Here is a 19,553-nt window from a genome sequence, read left to right as displayed (position 1 = left end):
CGCGCGAGGCGATCGGCCCCGGCAGCATCGGGCGGCGGCTGCTGGTCTCGATCGTCCTGGTGCTCGTGGCCGCCGCGGCCACGGCCTGGCTGGTGGCGACGCTCGTGGGGCCGGCCTTGTTCCACGAGCACCTGGTGCAGGCCAACATCGCCGACCACGAGCTCGCCGACCTGCACATCGAAGAGGCGTTCCAGTCGGCGAGCACCATCGCCCTCGGCCTGGCGATGGTCGTCGCGGGCGTCACCGCCCTGACGGTCAGCGTGGTCCTGACGCGCCGTGTGGGGCGCTCGGTCTCCCAGATGGCCCGCGCCGCCGCGCAGGTCGGCTCCGGCCGGTTCGACGCCCGGGTCCCGCTGCCGGGCATCGGTGTCGAGTTCGACCAGCTTGCTGGGTCGTTCAACACCATGGCCGCCCACCTCGAAGCCGACGAACGACTGCGTGAGCGGCTGCTGACCGACGTCGCCCACGAGCTGCGAACCCCGGCGGCGACCCTCACCGCCTACGTCGAAGCGCTTGAGGACGGCGTGCGCGTCCTGGACACCGAGACGATCACCGTTCTGAACGACCAGGCCCAGCGCCTGACCCGACTCGCCAGCGACCTCGCCGCGGTCACCCGCGCCGAGAGCGGAGAGCTCGACCTTCACCTCGCCGACGTCCCCGCCGGCGAGCTCGTCGAGGCCGCCGCGCTCGTCGCACGCGAGCGAGCCGAGACCGCCGGCGTCACCCTCACCACCCAGAACGGCGCCGACGCCGGGGTCGTGCGGGTCGACCGCGTCCGCATGGCGCAGGTGCTGGACAACCTCGCGGTGAACGCGATCCGCCACACGCCCGCCGGCGGACGCATCATCCTCTCTGCCGGTCGCCGCGACGCCACCACGATCGAACTGACCGTCACCGACACCGGCGAGGGCATCGCCGCCGAGCACCTGCCGCACCTGTTCGAGCGGTTCTACCGCGTCGACAGCGCCCGCGACCGCCGCCACGGTGGATCGGGCGTCGGCCTGGCGATCTGCCGGGCGCTCGTCCAGGCCCATGGCGGAACGATCGACGCAGCCAGCGAAGGCCTCGGTCGCGGCTCGCGGTTCTCCGTCCGACTGCCGGACGCGACCACCACCGCTACTCGCGCCTGACCGACGGCAGGCTTCATCGAAACTTGATGCACGCGTGATCGTCGGCGCAGGTGGTGCGCGGGACCGTGGTGGCATGCCCAGCACGCCCGGCCAGTTGAAGAGCCTGACCGACCCGGTCGTCACGGTGGTGCGCTCACCCGCATGCCACCTCTGCGACGCCGCACTCGACACCCTCGACCGGCTGCGCGAGCGCACACCGCTGCGCTTGCGGGTTCTCGAGGCACGGTCCGACGAGGGGCAGCAGCTGGTCGCCGAGCACCGTGCGGCGATGAGCCCACTGGTCCTGCTCGACGGGGAGTTCGTCAGCTCCGGGCGACTGCGCACCGGGCACCTTCTCGACCTGCTTCGCCAGCGCGGCGCCGACGTCCCGCTGACCGCGGTGCGCTGAGATGGGTTCGGAGCTGCTGACGACCGGCAGCGTTCTGGCGGCGTTCTTCGCCGGCGGCGTCGCGCTGTTCGCGCCGTGCTGCATCGTGTTCCTCGCGCCGAGCTACCTCGCCGGCGCCGTCAAGAACCGGCGGTGGCGGCTGCTGCCCCTGACGTTCGTGTTCGCCGCCGGCCTGGCGACCGTCCTGCTGCCCATCACCCTCGGGGTCAGCATGGTCGCCGGCGCGATCGCCCGGTACCACGCGCCGCTGTACTACGCCGGCGGCGCCCTGATGCTCGCGCTCGCCGCGCTCGCGCTGTCAGGGCGCATGTGGTCGCTGCCGAGCGCGCTGCGCGCCCCCGACACCCGCGGAGGGGACACCGCGAGCTTCTTCGCCCTGGGCGTCTTCTCCGGGATCGCCTCCAGCTGCTGCGCACCCGTGCTCGCCGGCGTGATGACGCTGTCCGCACTGTCGGGGTCGCCAGCCGGTGGGCTGCTGCTGGGCCTGGCGTACGTCTTCGGGATGGTCTTCCCGCTGTTCGTGATGGCACTGATCTGGGACAAGGCCCGGCTACGGGACCGGACCTGGCTGAGCCCCAGGACCGTCCGGCTGCGCCTGGCCGGCCGCACGCTCACCACGAGCACCTTGAACATCGCCGTCGCAGCCGGGTTCACGGTCATGGGTGTCGCCGTGATCCTGCTCGCCGGCAGCCCGGACATGACCCGAGGAACCCAGGCGCAGGCCGCGATCGGCCGCACCCTGACCTCCGTGTTCTCCCGGTTCGAGGACTGGACCTCCCCGGTCCCCGAGCCCGTGCTCGGACTGGCGCTGGTCGCCCTGGCCGCACTGTTCGTGTGGGGCACCTTGTCCGAGCGCCGGCGCGCACGCACCACCCGGCCCGAGACCACTCCCGAGCAGCGACCCACGGGCGAGGCGAGCTGCCACGAGCACGACACCGAAGGAGCACACCGATGACCTCCGCCACGGCCGCCCGCAAGCAGCGCGCCGCCGCCCTCGCCCAGGTCCGGCACGACCAGCAGCGGCACGACCGGCGACGCAGGATCGTCATCACCACCGCCTCTGCCGCACTGGTCGTCCTCGTGATCGCCGTGGTCACCGCCGCGTTGCTGTCCTCGCGCGAGGTCACCTCCACCGAGGCCGGACCCGCTCCCGACTTCACGCTCAAGAGCACCGACGGCTCCACCGTGAGCCTGTCGGACTTCCGCGGCACCCCGGTCGTCCTGTACTTCAACGAGGGCGCCGGCTGCGGATCCTGCCTGCAGCAGATGGGTGAGATCGAGAAGGACCCCGCCTTCGTCGACGCCGGCATCACCGTCCTGCCGATCGTCATGAACACCGCCGAGCAGATCAGCGCCGACATGGCCACCTACGGCGTCACGACCCCCTTCCTGCTCGACGACGGCACCGTCTCCGAGCAGTACGGGACGCTCGGCACCGGCATGCACGCAGGACTCCCCGGCCACAGCTTCGTCCTCGTCGACGCCGACGGCACCCGCCGCTGGTCCGGCAACTACCCCTCCATGTGGCTGGCCCCCGGCGACCTGCTCAAGCAGGTCCAGGCCAACCTGCCCGCCTGACCCACCCAAGGAGACGCCCATGAGCGACCAGTGCTGCCAGTTCACGATGACCGACGAGGACGAGCTCGACCGTCCGGACGACACCGCCGCGGAGCAGACCGCGAGCCCCCAGGCGGGGTGCTGCGGCGCCGACACCCAGGTCGGCACCACCACGGCACCGGCCGGGAGCAGCTGCTGCGGCGGCCCCACCGCCACCGGCGCCCCGAGCATGACCGCGCCCGTCGCCTGACCTGCAGCGCGACGAGCCAGCCCTACCCGAAGGAGTCCCCATGTCCCCGAAGAAGCGCCACACGCTCGCAGTCGCTGCGGCGTCGCTGGCCCTCGGAGTCGTCCTCAGCGCCTGCTCCAACGGTGCCGAGACCACCAGCGGCGAGCAGCCCAGCACCAGCACATCCGACGCGGCGGCCACGTCCCAGGAGCACAACGACGCGGACACCGAGTTCGCGCAGATGATGATCCTGCACCACCAGGGCGCCATCGAGATGGCCGCCATGGCTGAGGGGCGCGCTCAGAGCGAAGAGGTCCAGCAGCTGTCCAGCGACATCCAGTTCGCCCAGCAGCCCGAGATCGACCTCATGACCTCCTGGCTGGAGACCTGGGGCGAGGAGCCGTCCAGCAGTGATGACGACATGGGTGGCATGGACCACTCCAGCGGCCACACCGGCATGGCCGACGACGCCCAGATGCAGCAGCTCCAGGACGCCGGCGCGGACTTCGACCGGATGTTCCTGGAGATGATGATCGAGCACCACCAGGGCGCGATCACCATGTCCGAGCAGGAGCAGGCCAACGGCCTGAACAAGGACGCACTCGCCCTGGCCGGGACGATCATCGGCGACCAGACCGAGGAGATCGCGAAGATGAAGCAGATGCTCGCCGACATGTGAGCACCCACGACGCAGCGCCACCGGGACACCCCCTTGCCCCGGTGGCGCTGCTTTGTCCGTGCCAAGCTCGTCGGTTTCATCGACGCTTCACCAGCAATGAAGGGCTGCCTCCACCCGGCACGTCGAGGATCGAGATCGGGCGACAACCTGACATCGAGTAGACGGAGCAACACGTGATCAAGCACCACCTCAAGCACATGGCCATCGCCGCAGCCGTTGTCCTCGCGCTGCTGCTCGCACTTGGCGTCGACCTGTCCGGCGCCCTGCGATACGCCTTGCTCCTGGCGTGCCCACTCGGGATGGTCGCGATGATGCTGCTCATGGGGCGCGGGCGCAGCGGGCACGGCACTCCGCCCCACCCGCACGCCGGAACACGCCCGGCGGTCACCGACGAGGTGCCGCTCGACGGCACCAGCCGGCCACAAGGCGACCACGAACGCATCTCCTGACGTCCCGGCATACCCCTCGGTGGAATACCCCCGGGGGGTATGCGGTTGCAGGGGTCGAGCGCCATCACCACGTGGACCAGTCGACGAGAGAGGCCACCGACATGAGCCGCGACGACCACACCCAGCACCACCCCGGCGAGCCGGACCACATCCGCCACGACAACCAAGCCACGCACCCGCAAGCGGCACAGCCGATGCGCGAGGACGCAGCCGACCTGCCGCACGAGGGGCACCACGGGCACGCGATGACCGCGACCCGCGTCCACCAGGACGACCACGGTCACGACCCGCACTCCGCTCACGAAGGCCACGGCGGACATGGCGGTCACGGCGGTCACGCGGGTCACGTGGAGAAGTTCCGGCGGCTGTTCTGGGTGATGCTCGTGCTCGCGGTCCCGGTAGTGGCGACCAGCGGCATGTTCGCGATGGTGCTGGGCTACGAGCTGCCCGACCTCGCGTGGCTGTCGTGGATCTCGCCGGTGCTCGGCACCGTGATGTTCGCCTGGGGAGGCGCGCCCTTCCTGACCGGAGCGGCCGAAGAACTGAGGTCCCGGCGTCCCGGGATGATGCTGCTCATCGCCCTGGCGATCACCGTCGCCTTCGTCGCGTCCTGGCTCTCGACCCTCGGGGTCGTCGCGCACGAGCTCGACTTCTGGTGGGAGCTCGCGCTGCTCATCGTGATCATGCTGCTCGGCCACTGGATCGAGATGCGGTCCCTCGCGCAGACCACGTCCGCCCTGGACTCCCTGGCCGCACTCCTGCCCGACGAAGCCGAGCGGGTCGAGGGAGACGACGTCGTGCGGGTCGCCCCGTCGGAGCTCACCGTGGACGACGTCGTGCTCGTGCGTCCCGGTGCTCGCGTCCCCGCCGACGGCGCGGTCATCGACGGCGCCGCCGAGATGGACGAGTCCATGGTCACCGGCGAGTCACGCACCGTGCGTCGCACCACCGGGGACCACGTCGTGGCCGGCACCGTCGCGACGGACTCCGCGCTGCGGCTGCGCGTGACCGCCGTCGGGGAGGACACCGCCCTCGCTGGCATCCAGCGCCTCGTGCTCGAGGCGCAGAACTCCTCCTCGCGCGCCCAGCGCCTGGCTGACAGCGCGGCAGCCCTGCTGTTCTGGTTCGCGCTCGGCGCCGCCGCGATCACCGCGTTCGTCTGGTCGCTCCTCGGGATGCCCGACGCAGCCGTGATCCGCACCATCACCGTCCTGGTGATCGCCTGCCCCCACGCCCTCGGCCTGGCCATCCCGCTGGTGGTGTCGATCGCCACCGAGCGCGCCGCCCGCGGCGGCGTCCTGGTCAAGGACCGCCTGGCCCTGGAGAGCATGCGCACGGTCTCCACCGTCGTGTTCGACAAGACCGGCACCCTGACCAAGGGCCAGCCCACCGTCACCGAGGTCCTCCCCGCGAACGGCTTCGCGCGCGACGACGTCCTGGCGATGGCCGCCGCGGCCGAGGCCGACAGCGAGCACCCGCTCGCCCGCGCGATCGTCACCGCCGCAGCGCAGGTGCTTGTGCCCGCGGCGAGCGACTTCACGTCCTCGCCAGCTGTCGGCGTCCGGGCGTCGGTCGCAGGCCGCACCGTCGAGGTCGGCGGACCGAACCTGCTGCACGAGCGCGACGTCACCGAGCTCGACGGCGTCGAGCAGTGGCGCGCTCAGGGAGCGATCATCCTGCACGTCCTGGTCGACGGGCAGGTCGCCGGCGCCCTGAAGCTCGCCGACGAGATCCGCGAGGAGTCCCGCGCAGCGATCCGTCAGCTCCACGACCGCGGCGCCGACGTCGTCATGATCACCGGCGACGCCGAAGCCGTCGCACGCACCGTGGCGACCGAGATCGGCATCGACCGGGTCTTCGCCGGCGTGCGACCCGAGGACAAGTCCGCCAAGGTCTCCGAGCTGCAGCGCGAGGGCCGCACGGTCGCGATGGTCGGCGACGGCGTCAACGACGCACCCGCGCTCGCGCAGGCTGACGTCGGCATCGCGATCGGCGCAGGCACCGACGTCGCGATCGCCTCGGCCGGGGTGATCCTCGCCAGCGACGACCCGCGATCCGTGGTGTCAGTCATCGACCTATCTTCCGCGAGCTACCGCAAGATGAAGCAGAACCTGTGGTGGGCCGCCGGCTACAACCTCATCGCCGTCCCGCTCGCAGCAGGTGTCCTCGCGCCCGTCGGGTTCGTGATGCCGATGTCCGTCGGCGCGATCCTCATGTCGGTCTCCACGATCGTCGTCGCGCTCAACGCGCAGCTGTTACGCCGACTTGACCTTCGGCAGCGCTGACAGGTCTCCGGCAACAGACGGTGGGTGCCGCCAGGTGCACCTGCTTCGATTGCTACTCACACCCGTCACCACCGCTTGACGGTGGGTCCGTGCGCGCCACTTCCGGGCTCGTCTCGAGGGCGAGTGAACCGACCGTCGTGGTGCTCAGAGACCTGCTCGGGACTGGACGCCGTCGCCTCGGCAGGCTCGGCATCTCATGCTGGGTACGAGTGGCGGCCGCGGGGGCGCCCGACCCTCTTCCAACCGATTTCGACCCCGACCCTATGATCGACGCACATCGTTTATTATCGACACATGCAGATCACCAAGGTGTCCGAGTGCTCCGCTTCAGTCGAGGGTGTGGAGCCAGGGGTTGCCCTGTTCCGGTCGTTGGCCGACCCAGCGCGGCTGGCGATCGTCCGACGCCTGGCGACCGGTGAGGCGCGGGTAGCCGAGCTGACCCGGGATCTGGGGCTGGCTCAGTCGACGGTCTCCTCGCACGTGGGCTGTCTGCGCGACTGCGGCCTGGTCGAGGGCCGGATGGAGGGTCGGCGGGTGTACTACTCGTTGGCGCGCCCGGAGCTTCTGGACATGCTGGCTGCCGCGGAGGTCCTTCTGGCGGCGACCGGCAACCTGGTCGCGCTCTGCCCGCGGTACGGCACTGAGGCTTCGCTCGAGGGTGTGGAGGTCGTCCGATGAGCGACGCGTGCGGCTGCTCCGATGACGCCGACGGGACCGAGGTCGAGGAGGCTGAGGAGTCCACGAGCCTGTGGCAGGTGAGCGAGATCCGCGCGGCCGCGCTCGCCGCGGTGGTGCTCGGTGCCACCTGGCTGGTCTCCCGTGCCGACGTGCCGCACTGGATCGTGCTCGCCGGTGAGGCCGCGGCGCTGATCATCGCCGCGTCCACGTTCGTCCCCGGGACCCTGCGCAGGCTGCGCAAGGGCCGGATCGGCGTCGGCACCTTGATGACGATCGCGGCAGTGGGCGCGGTGATCCTGGGCCAGGTGGAGGAAGCTGCGATGCTGGCGATCCTCTACTCCATCTCCGAGGGCCTGGAGGAGTACTCCCTGGCCCGCACCCGGCGCGGGCTGCGAGCGTTGCTCGACCTGGTGCCGACCGAGGCCACAGTCCTGCGAGAGGGGCGACCCGTCACGGTCGAGCCGGCGACCCTGGCCATCGGCGAGGTCCTGCTCGTACGTCCCGGAGAGCGCATCGCCACCGACGGGGTGATCCGCAGCGGCGCGACTGCGCTGGACGTCTCAGCGCTGACCGGAGAGTCCGTCCCGGTCGAAGCCGGTCCCGGGCACACCGTGCTGGCGGGTTCCATCAACGGCACGGGCGCACTGGAGGTCGAGGTCACCACGACCGCCGAGGACAACTCCCTCGCTCGGATCGTGCACATCGTCGAGGCCGAGCAGGCACGCAAGGGCGGCGGGCAGCGCCTGGCTGACGCGATCGCCTCCCGGCTGGTCCCCGGGATCCTGATCGCGGCAGCACTCATCGCCGTCGTCGGTGCCCTGGCGGGCGACCCGACGCTGTGGATCGAGCGCGCGCTCGTCGTGCTGGTCGCGGCGTCGCCCTGCGCGCTGGCGATCTCCGTTCCGGTGACCGTGGTCGCTGCGGTGGGCGCCGCCACCAAGGGTGGAGTGCTGGTCAAGGGTGGCGCTGCGCTTGAGGAGCTCGGGAAGATTCGATCGCTGGCCCTGGACAAGACCGGCACGCTGACCGCCAACGCCCCGGCGGTGGTGGACGTGGTCGCGGCCTTCGGCCACACCCGCGACGAGCTGCTGGCCGTGGCCGCCGGGCTGGAGTCGCGCAGCGAGCACCCGCTGGCGCGGGCCATCCTCGCGGCGACCACTGACCGACCGGACGTCCAGGACGTGGCCGCGGTCACCGGCTCTGGGATCACTGGCAGCCTCGACGGACAACCGGTCCGTCTAGGTCGACCCGGGTGGATCGAGGCCGGGCCCCTGCGTGCGGACATCGCACGGATGCAGGAGCGGGGCGAGACCGCCGTGCTGGTCGAGACGGCCGGCGAACTGCTCGGTGCGATCGGCGTACGCGACGAGCTGCGCCCCGAAGCCGCCGCCGTCGTGCGCGAGCTGACCGGGGCCGGCTACGACGTCGCGATGCTCACGGGAGACAACGATCGAACGGCGCGCGCCTTGGCGGCTGAGGCTGGGATCAGCGATGTGCATGCCGAGCTGCGCCCAGAGGACAAGGCCGACATCGTCCGAGAGCTGTCGTCCCGTCGCCCGGTCGCGATGGTGGGTGACGGGGTGAACGACGCGCCGGCGTTGGCCACTGCGAACATCGGCATAGCTATGGGCGCCATGGGCACCGACGTCGCGATCGAGACCGCCGACGTCGCGCTCATGGGCAACGACCTGCACCATCTGCCCCGAGTCCTCGCGCACGCCCGGCGGACCCGCGTGATCATGTGGCAGAACGTCGCATTCTCGCTCGCCTTGATCGGCGTGCTCATCCCCCTAGCGCTCTTCGGTGTCCTCGGCCTGGCGGCCGTCGTCCTCGTGCACGAGGTCGCGGAGGTCTTCGTGATCGCCAACGGCGTCCGCGCGGGCCGCTACAAGGCGCGCGTGGCCGTGCCGCAGCGCCAGGAGCTCGCCGCTTAGCCCGTCCGGCCCTGATCTTCGGTGTTCCCCGCCACGACCCGGTGTCCGCCGCGGGGAACACCGAAGATGCTGGCGACGGGACGAGCCACTTCAGGACAGACGGGACTTGACCCCGCACCCGACTGCTGTGCGGGGTAGGCGCTGCCGGTTCTGGGCCTTCAGCGCGCAGGTCATGACCGGACGGCGCTGAGCGCCTCACCGTGAGAGCGCTGGCCCGCGCCGACGCCACAGTCCACGGGCCGGCGCTCCTCGGCATCGCCCCCAGATCAGTCTTCGCCTGGTCCGTTCGGCTTCCGACGGCATCTACCGACTCGTCCGAGACCACCAGTGACTGCCCCGAACGACAGGATCCACGCAGCCACGGTCGGGGCATCCGCAAGACGATCGGCGATCGTGAGTGTCGTCCGCAACGGCAGACGCTCGGTCATCGTGTCGCTGGTGAACAGGGACGTACGGTCGAGGATTGTTCCGTCAGGCGCGATGATCGCACTCACCCCGACGGTGGAGATCTGGACGGCCGCTCGGCCGTGTTCCACAGCCCGTAGCCGCGTCATCGCCAGTTGCTGCGTGGACTGGGCGGTGCGCCCGAAGGAGGCGTTGTTCGTCGGGACCAGGAGTATCTCCGCACCCCGCCGCACTGCGTCGCGCACGACGTCGTCGTAGGCGACCTCGAAGCAGATGACGGTCGCGGCGAGGACGTCTCGCGAGAGCCGGGTCGAGGGCACGGGCAGCAGCGCGGGCTCCTGGCCGGCGACCATGTCGACCGCAACCCGGTCCACCTCCGTCGAGAACAGGCGGACGAACCTTCGCAGGGGGATGTACTCGCCGAATGGCGCCGGTCGTTGCTTGGTGTACGCGGCCACCGGTCCCGACGCCGGGTCCCACACGAGGACGTCGTTGTACCGGGCGTCCGGTTCGTACCTCATTGCCCCGAGCAGCACGGGCGCCCCGGCCGAGTCGGCGGCGTCCTGGACACGTGCCGCCGCGCCCGCGTCGGTCCGCGGGTCAATGTCGGTGGCGTTCTCGGGCCAGACCACGAGGTCCAGCGGCTCGGACTGCCTGCCGGCGACCGCGCGTGTTCCCTCGACGTGGTTGTCGAGCACCTCGCGGGCACGGCCTCGTCCCGGGTCTTCGGGGACGTTCCCCTGGACGGCGCCCAGCCGCAGCTCGCCCGTCTCCGGTTGCGTCGGAAGCGCATTGAATGTTCCCGGCGTCAGCGCCGCGGCGGTTGCCGCGATCACGGTCACCACCCGGCGTGGCTGACGGTGCCTCGCCGCGAGCAGGACCGCGGACAGCGCGTACCCGCCGAGGGCGACGGCGAACGACAGTCCGGGTGCACCGGCTAGCGACGCGATCGGCAGCAGCGGGCCGTCGACCTGTGAGAAGGCAAGACGTCCCCATGGGAAGCCGCCGAACGGCAGCACCGACCGGACCTGCTCGCCGGTGACCCACACGGAAGCGAACACCACCGCACCCAGGCCGGGAACCCTCACGACGAACGCCGCCCGCCGGGCCAGGGACCACGCCATCCCGGTGACCGCGACCACGGCGGCCTCGAGAACCGACAGCGCGACCCACGCGAGCGGTCCCGCTGCTTCGCGCGCCCAGCTCAGATGGGGCAGGAAGAACGCCGCTGCCCACCCGAACCAGACGAGCGCAGTCGACCCCACGCCGAGGCGGCGAGATGCCAGGACGAGAACGCCGATCCCGGCGAAGGCCACCGGCCACCATCCGCGCTCAGGGAACGCTGCGCTGGTCAGCGCCCCTCCCGCCGCGGCGCACAGCAACGCCCGAACTGGCCGAGTGACCTTGCCCGTCTCGACCGTGCTCGCCGTCGCGGCCGGGAGCACGGCAGGCATGTCCGGCACGGCTCCTGGGGCGGGAAAACGACGGATGGGCCCCGCGGCGGCGGGGGGCTCGGATCCATCGAGCGCTACCGCCGCGGGGTGTTCTCACCGTAAGCGCTGGGTGCTCTCACGGACCGCCGGCGGTGGTTGAGGTTCGATGAAGACTCCGGCAGGGTCTCGGGGGCGGTCACTGGTAGACGAAGTTGCTGAAGTACACGTCGACGACCTCTCCCTCGTAGACCTCGGTCAGCTGGGTCGCGAGCTCGTTCTTGAGTGCGTCCCTGCCCTCGGGGGTGTTCAGCTCGTCGATCGACCGCTGGGAGAACAACGCGATCGCGAGATCCAGCGCCTTGACGGTGTCGACGTCCTCGGCCACCTCGGCGGTGAGCTGCAGGCCGAGGCCCAGACGCAGGTAGCGGCCGTTCGCGAGGTTGATGCTGATCGGTTCGACCGCCTGCACGGTGCCGAGCTCGACTTCCGCCGGTTCCGCTTCCGATGCAGCGTTCCCGCGAAGCAGGTACCAGGCCACGCCCGCCACGGCGACGAGGATCGCGACGAGCACGAGGGTGCGTCTGCTGCGCTTGGCCGGTGTCGGTACGGGCGCGGGCGTGGGCTGGGAGTCGGTGCTCGCCGACGATGATGGTCGCTGGCCACCGATCCTGCTGCTGGAACCGATGATTCGCTGTTCGGGCATGCGCCCCTCCTCGCTGCTGGCACGCGCGCGGTGCGGTGCAGCGACTGGATCGTCCCTGGCAGGTCCGTCGGTGAGGGGCCGGCTGATGAAGATCCGACTAAGCTGGGATCACCGGTCGCCGTGCTCCAGGTCCTCGCCCCGGGTCCCGAAGTTGCGTCGGCGCAGGCGCAGCGCGACCACGACGAGTGCGCCGGCTGCGGCAGCGATCGCGACCAGGGCGATGATCGAGGTCGGGCCCCACTGCCAGGAGATCTCCTCCTCGTCCATGCCGCTCGGCGCGGCGGTCTCTGCAGTGTTCTCGGCGCTCGGTGCGGTGGTCTCCTGGATCGGTTCCGGCTCTGGATGGGTGGATCCCTCGTCGACCGACGCCTGGACGCCGGTACCGGCCGAGGCCGTGAACGTGAGTTCACCGGACAGCGGGTGCCCGTCGGCAGAGGTCACCCGCCACTGGATCACGTAGGTCCCGGCAGGTCGAGTCGCGGACAGGGCCTGGGTGACCGTGACGTCGGCGACCGTGGTTACGCCCTCGCTGACGCGCGCTCCATCGGGACCAACCACCGCGACCTCGGTACCGAGCGCCTGCGGTGCCTCGTTGAACGTGAGCGAGACGGCGTCGGGCGCGACATCGACCGTTGCGCCGTCCGCAGGATCCGAGCCCGTCATCCCCGAGTGCGCGGCGGCCGGACCGGTGGACACGGCAAACGCTGCGAGGGCGAGCACCGGGATCAGCGCGAGGCGGGCCACCGACCGTCGGCGCAGCGGCGTGGGCGTGGGGACGTGGTGCATGTCGGACCTCTCGGGGTGGCGCGGTTGCTAGTGGACGTGGTTCGGAACGGGGACCCGGCGGGACGGGTCGCTCAGGTGGTGCGCCGGTCGCGGGCGGCGAGACCGGCGAGGTAGGCGTTGTAGGCGTCGAGCTCGACGTCGCCGTCCCTGTCTGCGCGGCGGTCGCGCAGCGCGGTGCTGACCGTCTCCTCACGGTGCCAGCGGGACAAGACGATGAGCAGCACGATCAGCGTGGGCAGTTCCCCGTAGGACCAGGCCAAGGCACCGGCGGTCTGCTGGTCGGTGACCAAGTCCACCCCCCAACTAGCTGGCGGGTGCCCGAACGCCGTGACCACGGGCATGGTCGCCATCATCAGTACGACCCCGAAGAACGCGTGCAGCGGCATCTCCACCGCCACGTCCAGCGCACGCCCGGCGTGGCTCTGTCGACGCGGTAGCGGGTCACGCGACAGCACCGGGGCCGCGAACAGCACGCCCGCGACGAGGAGCGCCACCTCCAGGGCCGTGTGCCCGGACCACGAGGACAGCACAACACCGGCGGCGTCGGTTAGGTACAGGCCGTAGAACGCGAGCAGGAACAGCGGCACCGTGACTGCCGGGTGCAACGCTGCGGCGGCGATCGGCGACCGCAGCGCGCGGCGCGCCCCGACCAGGAGCACCCGGCCCGGTCCGTGATGCGGGGCCGCGTGCAGGAGCAGAGTGCCCGGTCGGCCGAGCACCAGCAGGGGAGCGACGAACATCATCAAGGTGAGCTGCTGGAACATGAAGACCGAGAACATCTCGTAGCCGTAGCCCTCGACGCCTGCCCCGGTGACGATCAGCAGCACGACGCACCCGCCGAGGAACGACAGCGTCCGGCTCACGGGCCACCGGTGCCCGCTGCGGTGCCGCAGGATGACGCCGATGACGTAGGCGGAACCGAGAAGCACGGCGATCACCGGCAGCACGGGAACCGGCTGGATCCACGGCGCGAGGTAGGAGGCCATACCCGGCGGGACGGTCGGGATCCGAGCCGGCCCTGAGAAGTCCGCGGGGAGCATCAGGTGTCGCGGCGCCCGGTCACGGCGCACCTGACTCGGCGACGACGTCGTCGACGACGGCGCCGAGGGTGGATTCCTCGGCGAGGCCGACGATTCGTGCGGCGACTCGTCCCTGGCGGTCGAGGATCACGGTGGTGGGAACGGCCTGGAGCGGGATGGTCCCCGACAGGGCGCTGACCGCCGTGCCCCCGGAGTCGTCGATCGACGGGTACGGGATGTCGAAGGTGCGCTCGAACGCCAGCGCCGCGCCCGCGGCGTCCTCGACGTTGATCCCGAGCAGACGAACGCCGTCGTCTGCGCGGTCGCGGGCGAGCGCGGCGAGCGTCGGCGCCTCGCTCCGGCACGGCGGGCACGCGGCGTACCAGGTGTTGAGCACCACGATCTGCCCGAGCCAGTCCGCAGTGTCGACCTGTTCGCCCTGGTACGTCGTGCCGGTGACCGCGACCGGCTCGCCCCGTTCGTCGACGTCCCAGGTCTGGACGCTGCCGTCGCCGGAGACGTAGCCCTGGTTCGGCACACTCGCGCCCGTGGTCTCGGACGGGGCGCACCCGGCCAGCGCCACAACGGCAGTAGCGACAAGTGCCGCTGCGCGGAGAGCAGTACGCATCCTGGTCACCGCCCCAGCAGCGGTGCGGGGTCGACGGTGGAACCGTTCACGTACACCTCGAAGTGCAGATGGCAGGCACCAGACAGGCCCGTGTTGCCGGAGTAACCGATGAGGTCGCCCCGGCGCACCTGCTGACCGGTCGACACGGCAAAGCTCGTGAGGTGGTTCGAGCTGCTCATCATCGGCTGACCGTTCACGGTGCCGTAGTTCAGCATCACCTGATTGCCGAACGTCCCGCGCCGCTGCGCCCACTGCACGGTCGCGTCGCGCGGGGCGTACAGCGGGGTGTTGCAGTAGGTGCGTAGGTCGATCCCGGCGTGCAGGCGCGTGTACCCAAGGATCGGGTGCAGCCGCATGCCGTAGCTGGACGTGACGTACATCGGGTTGATCGAGGTCGGGTTGGCGAAGATCGCACCCGCGCCGTTGGAGGGCGGCGGGGGCGCGGCCGGTTGCTGTGCGCCGGGCGCCGCGGGCGCCGGCTTGGCTGCGGCGGCGCGCTGCTGCTCGGCGATGATGCCGGCGAGCTCTTGCTCGACCGCGGCGCGGTCGCTCTCGACCTGGGCGCGCTCGGCTTCGGCCTGGTTCTTCATGCCGGCTAGGCGCTGCTGGGTTGAGCGCTGGTCGGCGATCAGGTCCTCGATCTCCTGCTCACGCGTCGCTGCGGCGGCGCGAGCCTGGTCGGCGCGCACAACCTCGGCCTCGGCCTCGGCCTTCAGCTCGCCGATCCGATCGGTGACGGCGGTCAGACGGGTCTGTGCGTTCCGGGCGTCGCCGGCGAGGTCGGCAAGCTCCTGGACGAGCTCGCGCTGGGCGCGCTGCGCGGTCGCGGCGGCCTGGTAGCGGCGGTTGAAGTCATCGACGCTCTGGGCGTCGAGGACCACCGCGATGGCGGACATGTCACCCCCGCCCTGGTACGCCTGGCGCGCGAGTTGGCCGATGCTGTCCCGGACGTCTTGGTCGCGTGCGGCGTTCTCGGTCAGGTCGGCGCTGATGCTGTCGCGCTGGTCCGTGGCGTCGACGAGGCGGGCCTGCACGAGCTCGGCGCGCCGTTCGGCGCCGGCCAGTTCGTCCTGTGCGGTCCTGAGCTCCTGCTGGGCGGCGGGCAGCCGGGCCTCGGTCGCTGCGAGATCGCTGACGGCCTGCGCGAGGTCGGCGGACAGGCCCTCGATCGACGCCTGCAGGTCCTCGGCGCGGCGCTGGGCGGCGTCAGCGCGTTCCTGGGCTGCACGTCGCCGGTCGTCGAGGTCGTCAGCTGAGCCCGCTGCGGGGGCGAGAGCCACCAGGACGGCCACGGCGACCAGGGTCGCGGTTGCGCGGCGCCACAGACGCGGGGGGCGGGCAACGGGTCGACGCATGCGGGATTCCTGTCGTGGAACGCGAGGGCGCGACCACGGTAGGCCGGGGCGTCGACGACGCAGCGGCGCGGGGGCGCGCCTTCAGCGTTCCTTCATCTGGCGCTGTCTGCGCCGGCTCGTGCCCGCCGTGCGGGTAGCCGGAGCGTGAAGGTGGCGCCCTGCCCGGCGCCGGGGCTGGCGGCTTCCAACGATCCGTCGTGTGCCTCCGCGAACGCCCTGCTCACCGTCAGCCCGATCCCTGAGCCACCGTGGTCCCGGTCGCGGGCCGCGTCGGCCCGGTAGAACCGGTCGAACACGTGGGACAGGTGTTCCGGGGCGATGCCGTCGCCCGTGTCGTGCACGCCGATGGCGACGGCGTCCCGCTCGGCGCGGACCCGCACGACGACGGCGGCTCCGGGGTCGCTGTGCCGCAGCGCGTTGTCCAGAAGGTTGGCCAGGACCTGCCCGATGCGGTCGCGGTCCACGACGACTGCCGGGGCGCGGGCCGCGGTGTCGACCTGGAGGTACACGCCCTTGGCGGCATAGGCAGGGTTGGCCGCAGCGGCCGCGGCGCGCACCAGGTCCTCCGGGGCGGCGTCCGCGAGGCGCAGCGGCAGGCGCCGCTCCTCGGCGAGTGACACCGCCGAGACGTCCTCCGCGAGCCGGCTCAGCCGGTTCACCTGGTCGCGCAGCACCTGCAGCGTCGCGGCGTCAGGGTCCCGCAGCCCGTCCTCGATCGAGTCGACATACACGGTCAGGGTGGCCAGCGGCGTGCGCATCTCGTGGGCCAGGTCCGCCAGCAGCCGGCGGCGGGTGCCATCGACGTGCTCGAGGCGCTCGGACATCGCGTTCATCGCGGTCGCGACGTCGTCGAACTCGGCGCCCAACCCCGGGACGGGAACCCGGCGGTCATACACCCCACGCGCCACGCTCCCGGCGGCCGCGACGATCGGTTGCAGCGACCGGGTCACTCGCCCCGCGATCCAGATGCTCAACACCGAGGACACGAGCAGCGCGAGCAGCAGGGCCGCGCCCAGCGAGACGCTGCCAGCCGTGCCGAACGCCGCTTCGGCGTGCTCGGTCGCGTCGTCGGACGCGTCCTCGTTGTGCTGCAACAGGTTCTCGTGGAAGATCCCGGGCCCGATCAGCGAGGCGACCAGCCCGGCGGTCGCGACGGTGACCAGCGTGACCGCCGAGAGCGCGACGCTCAGCCGGAGGGCGACCCCCCAGCCCCGCCACGGTGCGCGGCTCATCCGTCGCCCAGCTGGTAGCCGATGCCGCGCACTGTGCGGACGAACCGCTGAGTCGCGGCGTCGTCGCCGAGCTTGCGCCGCAGGTGCAGCACGTGCACGTCGATCAGGCTCTCGTCGCCGAACCAGTTCTCCCCCCGCAGCGCCTCGATCAGCGCGCGCCGCGACATGGCGGTCCCGGCGTTGTCGATCAGGCAGGCGAGCAGGTCGAACTCGGTCGGCGTCAGGTCCACCGCCGCCCCTTCGAGTGTGACCTCGCGGCTGCGCAGGTCCACGCGCAGGCCGCCGATCTCACGCGTCGGCGGTGCCAGCGGGCCGGGTGTGCGAGCGCGTCGCAGCAGCGTGCGGACCCGGGCGAGCAGCTCGCGCGGCCGGAACGGCTTGGTCATGTAGTCGTCCGCACCGGAACGCAGGCCCTGCAGCACCTCCGTCTCGTCCGCGCGTGCGGTGAGCATCACCACGTAGGCGTCGGAGAACTCCCGCAGACGCCGGCACACCTCGATGCCGTCAACTCCGGGCAGGCCGAGGTCGAGCACCACGACGTGCGGCGCGATCGAGCGGGCGGTTTCCAGCGCGTGGGCGCCGTCGCCGACCACGGCCACGTCGTAGCCGTCGGCACGTAGGTAGTCGCCGATGACGGCGGCGAGCACGCTCTCGTCCTCGACGACCAGCACGCGCACGCGTTCGGTGTCAGTGGGCATGCGGCACCTTCGCACGTGTGGTCGGCCGCTTCGAGCGACCCTGGATGGGGCCGGGCGCGGCCTTCATCGGATCTTCATGGAACCGGTAGCGGCGACCACCCGCACTGAGCGCAGGTCGGCCCATCGGGGGACCTCGGCGCAGTACCGCGCATAGGACTCCCCGAACCGCTCGTCAAGCGCGTCTTCCTCCGCAGTGATCTGCCCGGCCGTGAGCACGGCGACGAACCCGGCCACCGGGGCGAGCGCGGCGGGCGACCGCAGGGCCACCGCGTGCGCGAGCAGTGCCGCGGCCATCCCCAGGTACATCGGGTTGCGGCTGACCCGATTGGCCCCGGTGGTCACGAGCGTGCTTGCCCCCGCCGGGGCGAGGGGGTCGACGGTCGTGCGGGCGCGACGGAATCGGACGAGCGCGTCGCCGAGCAGCCACGCCGCGGTGGCGGCAGGAAGCGCGGCGGCCGCGAGCGAGCCGGGGGTGGGCCGCCTCCCCCGGGAGACCGCCAGCTGCACAGCGCCCGCGACCGCGGCGAACGCCACGGGCGGCATCGCCGTACCGACGCGGCGGCTCATGCGTGCCCGAGGTGCTCGTGCGTGCGGTGCGACGCGGGTTCGATCTGGAACGTGGAGTGCTCGACCGAGATCGGGAAGTGCGAGGTCAGGCAGTCCTGGAGCTGGTCAAGGATGCGGGCGGTGTGCCCGTCGGAGAAGCACTCGTCGTCGACCGTGACGTGCGCCGTGATGACCGGCAGGCCGGTGGCGACCAGGGTCGCGTGCAGGTCGTGCACCGCGCGCACGTGCTCGACGCCCAGCAGGTGGTCGCGCACCGCGTCGAGGTCGAGCCCGGCAGGAGTGGACTCGAGCAGCACGGCGCTGGTCTCGCGGAGCAGCTTGATGGCGCGCGGGACGATGAGCGCGCCGATGAGGAGGCCAGCGATGGCGTCGGCCTGCTGCCAGCCGGTGGTCGCGATGACGACCGCCGCGACGATGACGCCGACCGAGCCGAGCGCGTCGTTGAGCACCTCCAGGAACGCGGCGCGCAGGTTGAAGTTCGCCTTGCGCCCGCTGGCCAAGACCGCGATGGCCGCCACGTTCGCGACCAGGCCGATGATGCCGAACACGATGAGCTCGGTCGACGGCACCTCAGGCGGGGAGAACAGCCGCCGGATCCCCTCGACAAGCACGTACCCGCCGACGGCCAGCAGCACCGCGGACTGCGCCAGCGCGCCCAGCACCTCGGCCCGCCGGTAGCCCCAGGTCCGCCGGGACGTCGCCGGCTTGAGGGAGAGGTGCGCGGCGACGAGCGCCATCGCCAGGCCGGCGGCGTCGGTGAGCATGTGCGCGGTGTCGACCAGCAGTGCGAGGCTACCGGTGATCAGGGCGCCCACGGCCTGTGCGACCAGGACCGTCGAGGTCAGGCCGAACGCGATCGCGAGCCGGCGCCTGTGGTCGCCACCGGCCACGGGCGAGTGGTCGTGCCCGTGGCTCACCGCTGGTCCCCCGCGAGGTGCGCGCACGCGTCCGGGCTCGACCCGCCGCGCAGCAGGTCCTCCGCCGCGCCGACGAGCGTCGCCAGGCGGCCCGGGTCGGCGATCGCGTAGATCGAGGACCGGCCGCGCTGCCGCACGGTGACCAGCCCGCAGTCCCGCAGGCAGGCCAGATGCACGCTCACCGTGGACTGCGCGAGGCCGAGGTGCTCGGTCAGCTCGCGCACCGAGTGCTCCCCGGTGAACAGGTGGCGCAGCATCGTCAGCCGGGCCGGCTCGCCGAGGGCCCGGAACAGCGCGGCGGTCGGGGCCGTGAGCACGGCGTCATCAGCGGAGCGGGCGTCGTTCTCATTATCGACCATTGGGGATGTCATCGTCACACAGCGATGGTAGAGCGTTGTGTGCGACGCGTGCCACACCTCAGGTCGAGCCTTCATCGAATCTCAACCTCCGAGGGCCGATGTGCCGCCTGGGGTCGCCTACC

21 protein-coding genes are annotated in these 19,553 nt (G+C 71.5%); 10 read left to right on the top strand and 11 right to left on the bottom strand.

Annotated features, from left to right (window positions below; translation table 11 throughout):
* The first annotated feature begins 59 nt into the window (after positions 1–59).
* The 10 genes from J5O08_RS10315 (at position 60) to J5O08_RS10270 (ending at position 9,329) form a co-directional block, all read left to right on the top strand.
* On the top strand, positions 60–1,130 hold the full coding sequence (locus J5O08_RS10315) for an ATP-binding protein (protein ID WP_308281533.1): 1,071 nt from the start codon (positions 60–62) through the stop codon (positions 1,128–1,130).
* 73 nt (positions 1,131–1,203) lie between these two features.
* Positions 1,204–1,518: a glutaredoxin gene (locus tag J5O08_RS10310; RefSeq protein WP_218706751.1), complete on the top strand. Its 315-nt coding sequence runs from the start codon at positions 1,204–1,206 to the stop codon at positions 1,516–1,518.
* A 1-nt stretch (position 1,519) separates the two neighbouring features.
* Positions 1,520–2,473, top strand: a complete 954-nt coding sequence (locus J5O08_RS10305; RefSeq protein WP_218706750.1) for a cytochrome c biogenesis CcdA family protein — start codon at positions 1,520–1,522, stop codon at positions 2,471–2,473.
* Positions 2,470–3,096 (top strand): peroxiredoxin, encoded by a 627-nt coding sequence (locus J5O08_RS10300; RefSeq protein ID WP_147794770.1) that lies wholly within the window; start codon positions 2,470–2,472, stop codon positions 3,094–3,096. The genes J5O08_RS10305 and J5O08_RS10300 overlap by 4 nt, the downstream gene beginning before the upstream one ends.
* Before the next feature lie 19 nt (positions 3,097–3,115).
* Entirely contained in the window at positions 3,116–3,325 is a 210-nt protein-coding gene (locus tag J5O08_RS10295) for a hypothetical protein (RefSeq protein WP_218706749.1), read from the top strand.
* A 40-nt stretch (positions 3,326–3,365) separates the two neighbouring features.
* Positions 3,366–3,983: a DUF305 domain-containing protein gene (locus J5O08_RS10290; RefSeq protein WP_147794768.1), complete on the top strand. Its 618-nt coding sequence runs from the start codon at positions 3,366–3,368 to the stop codon at positions 3,981–3,983.
* A gap of 173 nt (positions 3,984–4,156) precedes the next feature.
* Complete coding sequence (locus J5O08_RS10285) at positions 4,157–4,432, top strand: DUF2933 domain-containing protein (protein WP_147794767.1); 276 nt, start codon at positions 4,157–4,159, stop codon at positions 4,430–4,432.
* 101 nt (positions 4,433–4,533) lie between these two features.
* Positions 4,534–6,717 carry a heavy metal translocating P-type ATPase gene (locus J5O08_RS10280; RefSeq protein ID WP_218706748.1) on the top strand — a complete coding sequence of 728 codons (2,184 nt, stop codon included), beginning with the start codon at positions 4,534–4,536 and terminating at the stop codon, positions 6,715–6,717.
* A 294-nt stretch (positions 6,718–7,011) separates the two neighbouring features.
* Positions 7,012–7,395 (top strand): helix-turn-helix transcriptional regulator, encoded by a 384-nt coding sequence (locus tag J5O08_RS10275; protein WP_147794765.1) that lies wholly within the window; start codon positions 7,012–7,014, stop codon positions 7,393–7,395.
* Positions 7,392–9,329 carry a cation-translocating P-type ATPase gene (locus J5O08_RS10270; protein ID WP_218706747.1) on the top strand — a complete coding sequence of 646 codons (1,938 nt, stop codon included), beginning with the start codon at positions 7,392–7,394 and terminating at the stop codon, positions 9,327–9,329. Before J5O08_RS10275 ends, J5O08_RS10270 begins: the two co-directional genes overlap by 4 nt.
* A 266-nt stretch (positions 9,330–9,595) precedes the next feature.
* Here the strand turns inward: J5O08_RS10270 and lnt are convergent, their stop codons facing one another.
* The 11 genes from lnt to J5O08_RS10215 form a co-directional block, all read right to left on the bottom strand.
* Positions 9,596–11,188, bottom strand: a complete 1,593-nt coding sequence (gene lnt / locus J5O08_RS10265; protein WP_218706746.1) for an apolipoprotein N-acyltransferase — start codon at positions 11,186–11,188, stop codon at positions 9,596–9,598.
* A gap of 175 nt (positions 11,189–11,363) precedes the next feature.
* Positions 11,364–11,870: a flagellar basal body-associated protein FliL gene (fliL, locus tag J5O08_RS10260; RefSeq protein ID WP_218706745.1), complete on the bottom strand. Its 507-nt coding sequence runs from the start codon at positions 11,868–11,870 to the stop codon at positions 11,364–11,366.
* Positions 11,871–11,978: 108 nt separating this feature from the next.
* Complete coding sequence (locus J5O08_RS10255) at positions 11,979–12,614, bottom strand: copper resistance CopC family protein (protein WP_218706744.1); 636 nt, start codon at positions 12,612–12,614, stop codon at positions 11,979–11,981.
* Between the two features lie 113 nt (positions 12,615–12,727).
* Complete coding sequence (locus J5O08_RS10250) at positions 12,728–13,642, bottom strand: cytochrome c oxidase assembly protein (RefSeq protein ID WP_239192361.1); 915 nt, start codon at positions 13,640–13,642, stop codon at positions 12,728–12,730.
* A 73-nt stretch (positions 13,643–13,715) separates the two neighbouring features.
* Positions 13,716–14,213, bottom strand: coding sequence for a TlpA disulfide reductase family protein (locus J5O08_RS10245; protein WP_239192358.1), 498 nt, complete (start codon positions 14,211–14,213; stop codon positions 13,716–13,718).
* A gap of 95 nt (positions 14,214–14,308) precedes the next feature.
* Entirely contained in the window at positions 14,309–15,595 is a 1,287-nt protein-coding gene (locus J5O08_RS10240; RefSeq protein WP_239192355.1) for a M23 family metallopeptidase, read from the bottom strand.
* A 155-nt stretch (positions 15,596–15,750) separates the two neighbouring features.
* Positions 15,751–16,890: a cell wall metabolism sensor histidine kinase WalK gene (locus J5O08_RS10235; protein ID WP_218706741.1), complete on the bottom strand. Its 1,140-nt coding sequence runs from the start codon at positions 16,888–16,890 to the stop codon at positions 15,751–15,753.
* On the bottom strand, positions 16,887–17,588 hold the full coding sequence (locus tag J5O08_RS10230) for a response regulator transcription factor (protein ID WP_147794759.1): 702 nt from the start codon (positions 17,586–17,588) through the stop codon (positions 16,887–16,889). Before J5O08_RS10230 ends, J5O08_RS10235 begins: the two co-directional genes overlap by 4 nt.
* Positions 17,589–17,651: 63 nt before the next feature.
* On the bottom strand, positions 17,652–18,155 hold the full coding sequence (locus tag J5O08_RS10225) for an isoprenylcysteine carboxylmethyltransferase family protein (RefSeq protein WP_210417389.1): 504 nt from the start codon (positions 18,153–18,155) through the stop codon (positions 17,652–17,654).
* Positions 18,152–19,072 carry a cation diffusion facilitator family transporter gene (locus tag J5O08_RS10220; protein WP_218706740.1) on the bottom strand — a complete coding sequence of 307 codons (921 nt, stop codon included), beginning with the start codon at positions 19,070–19,072 and terminating at the stop codon, positions 18,152–18,154. The genes J5O08_RS10225 and J5O08_RS10220 overlap by 4 nt, the downstream gene beginning before the upstream one ends.
* Positions 19,069–19,443: a metalloregulator ArsR/SmtB family transcription factor gene (locus tag J5O08_RS10215; RefSeq protein ID WP_218706793.1), complete on the bottom strand. Its 375-nt coding sequence runs from the start codon at positions 19,441–19,443 to the stop codon at positions 19,069–19,071. The genes J5O08_RS10220 and J5O08_RS10215 overlap by 4 nt, the downstream gene beginning before the upstream one ends.
* Positions 19,444–19,553 lie beyond the last annotated feature (110 nt).

The organism is Cellulomonas sp. PS-H5, assembly GCF_019265565.1.
Classification (GTDB): Bacteria; Actinomycetota; Actinomycetes; order Actinomycetales; family Cellulomonadaceae; genus Cellulomonas.
This window is presented reverse-complemented; position numbering and strand designations above follow the sequence as displayed.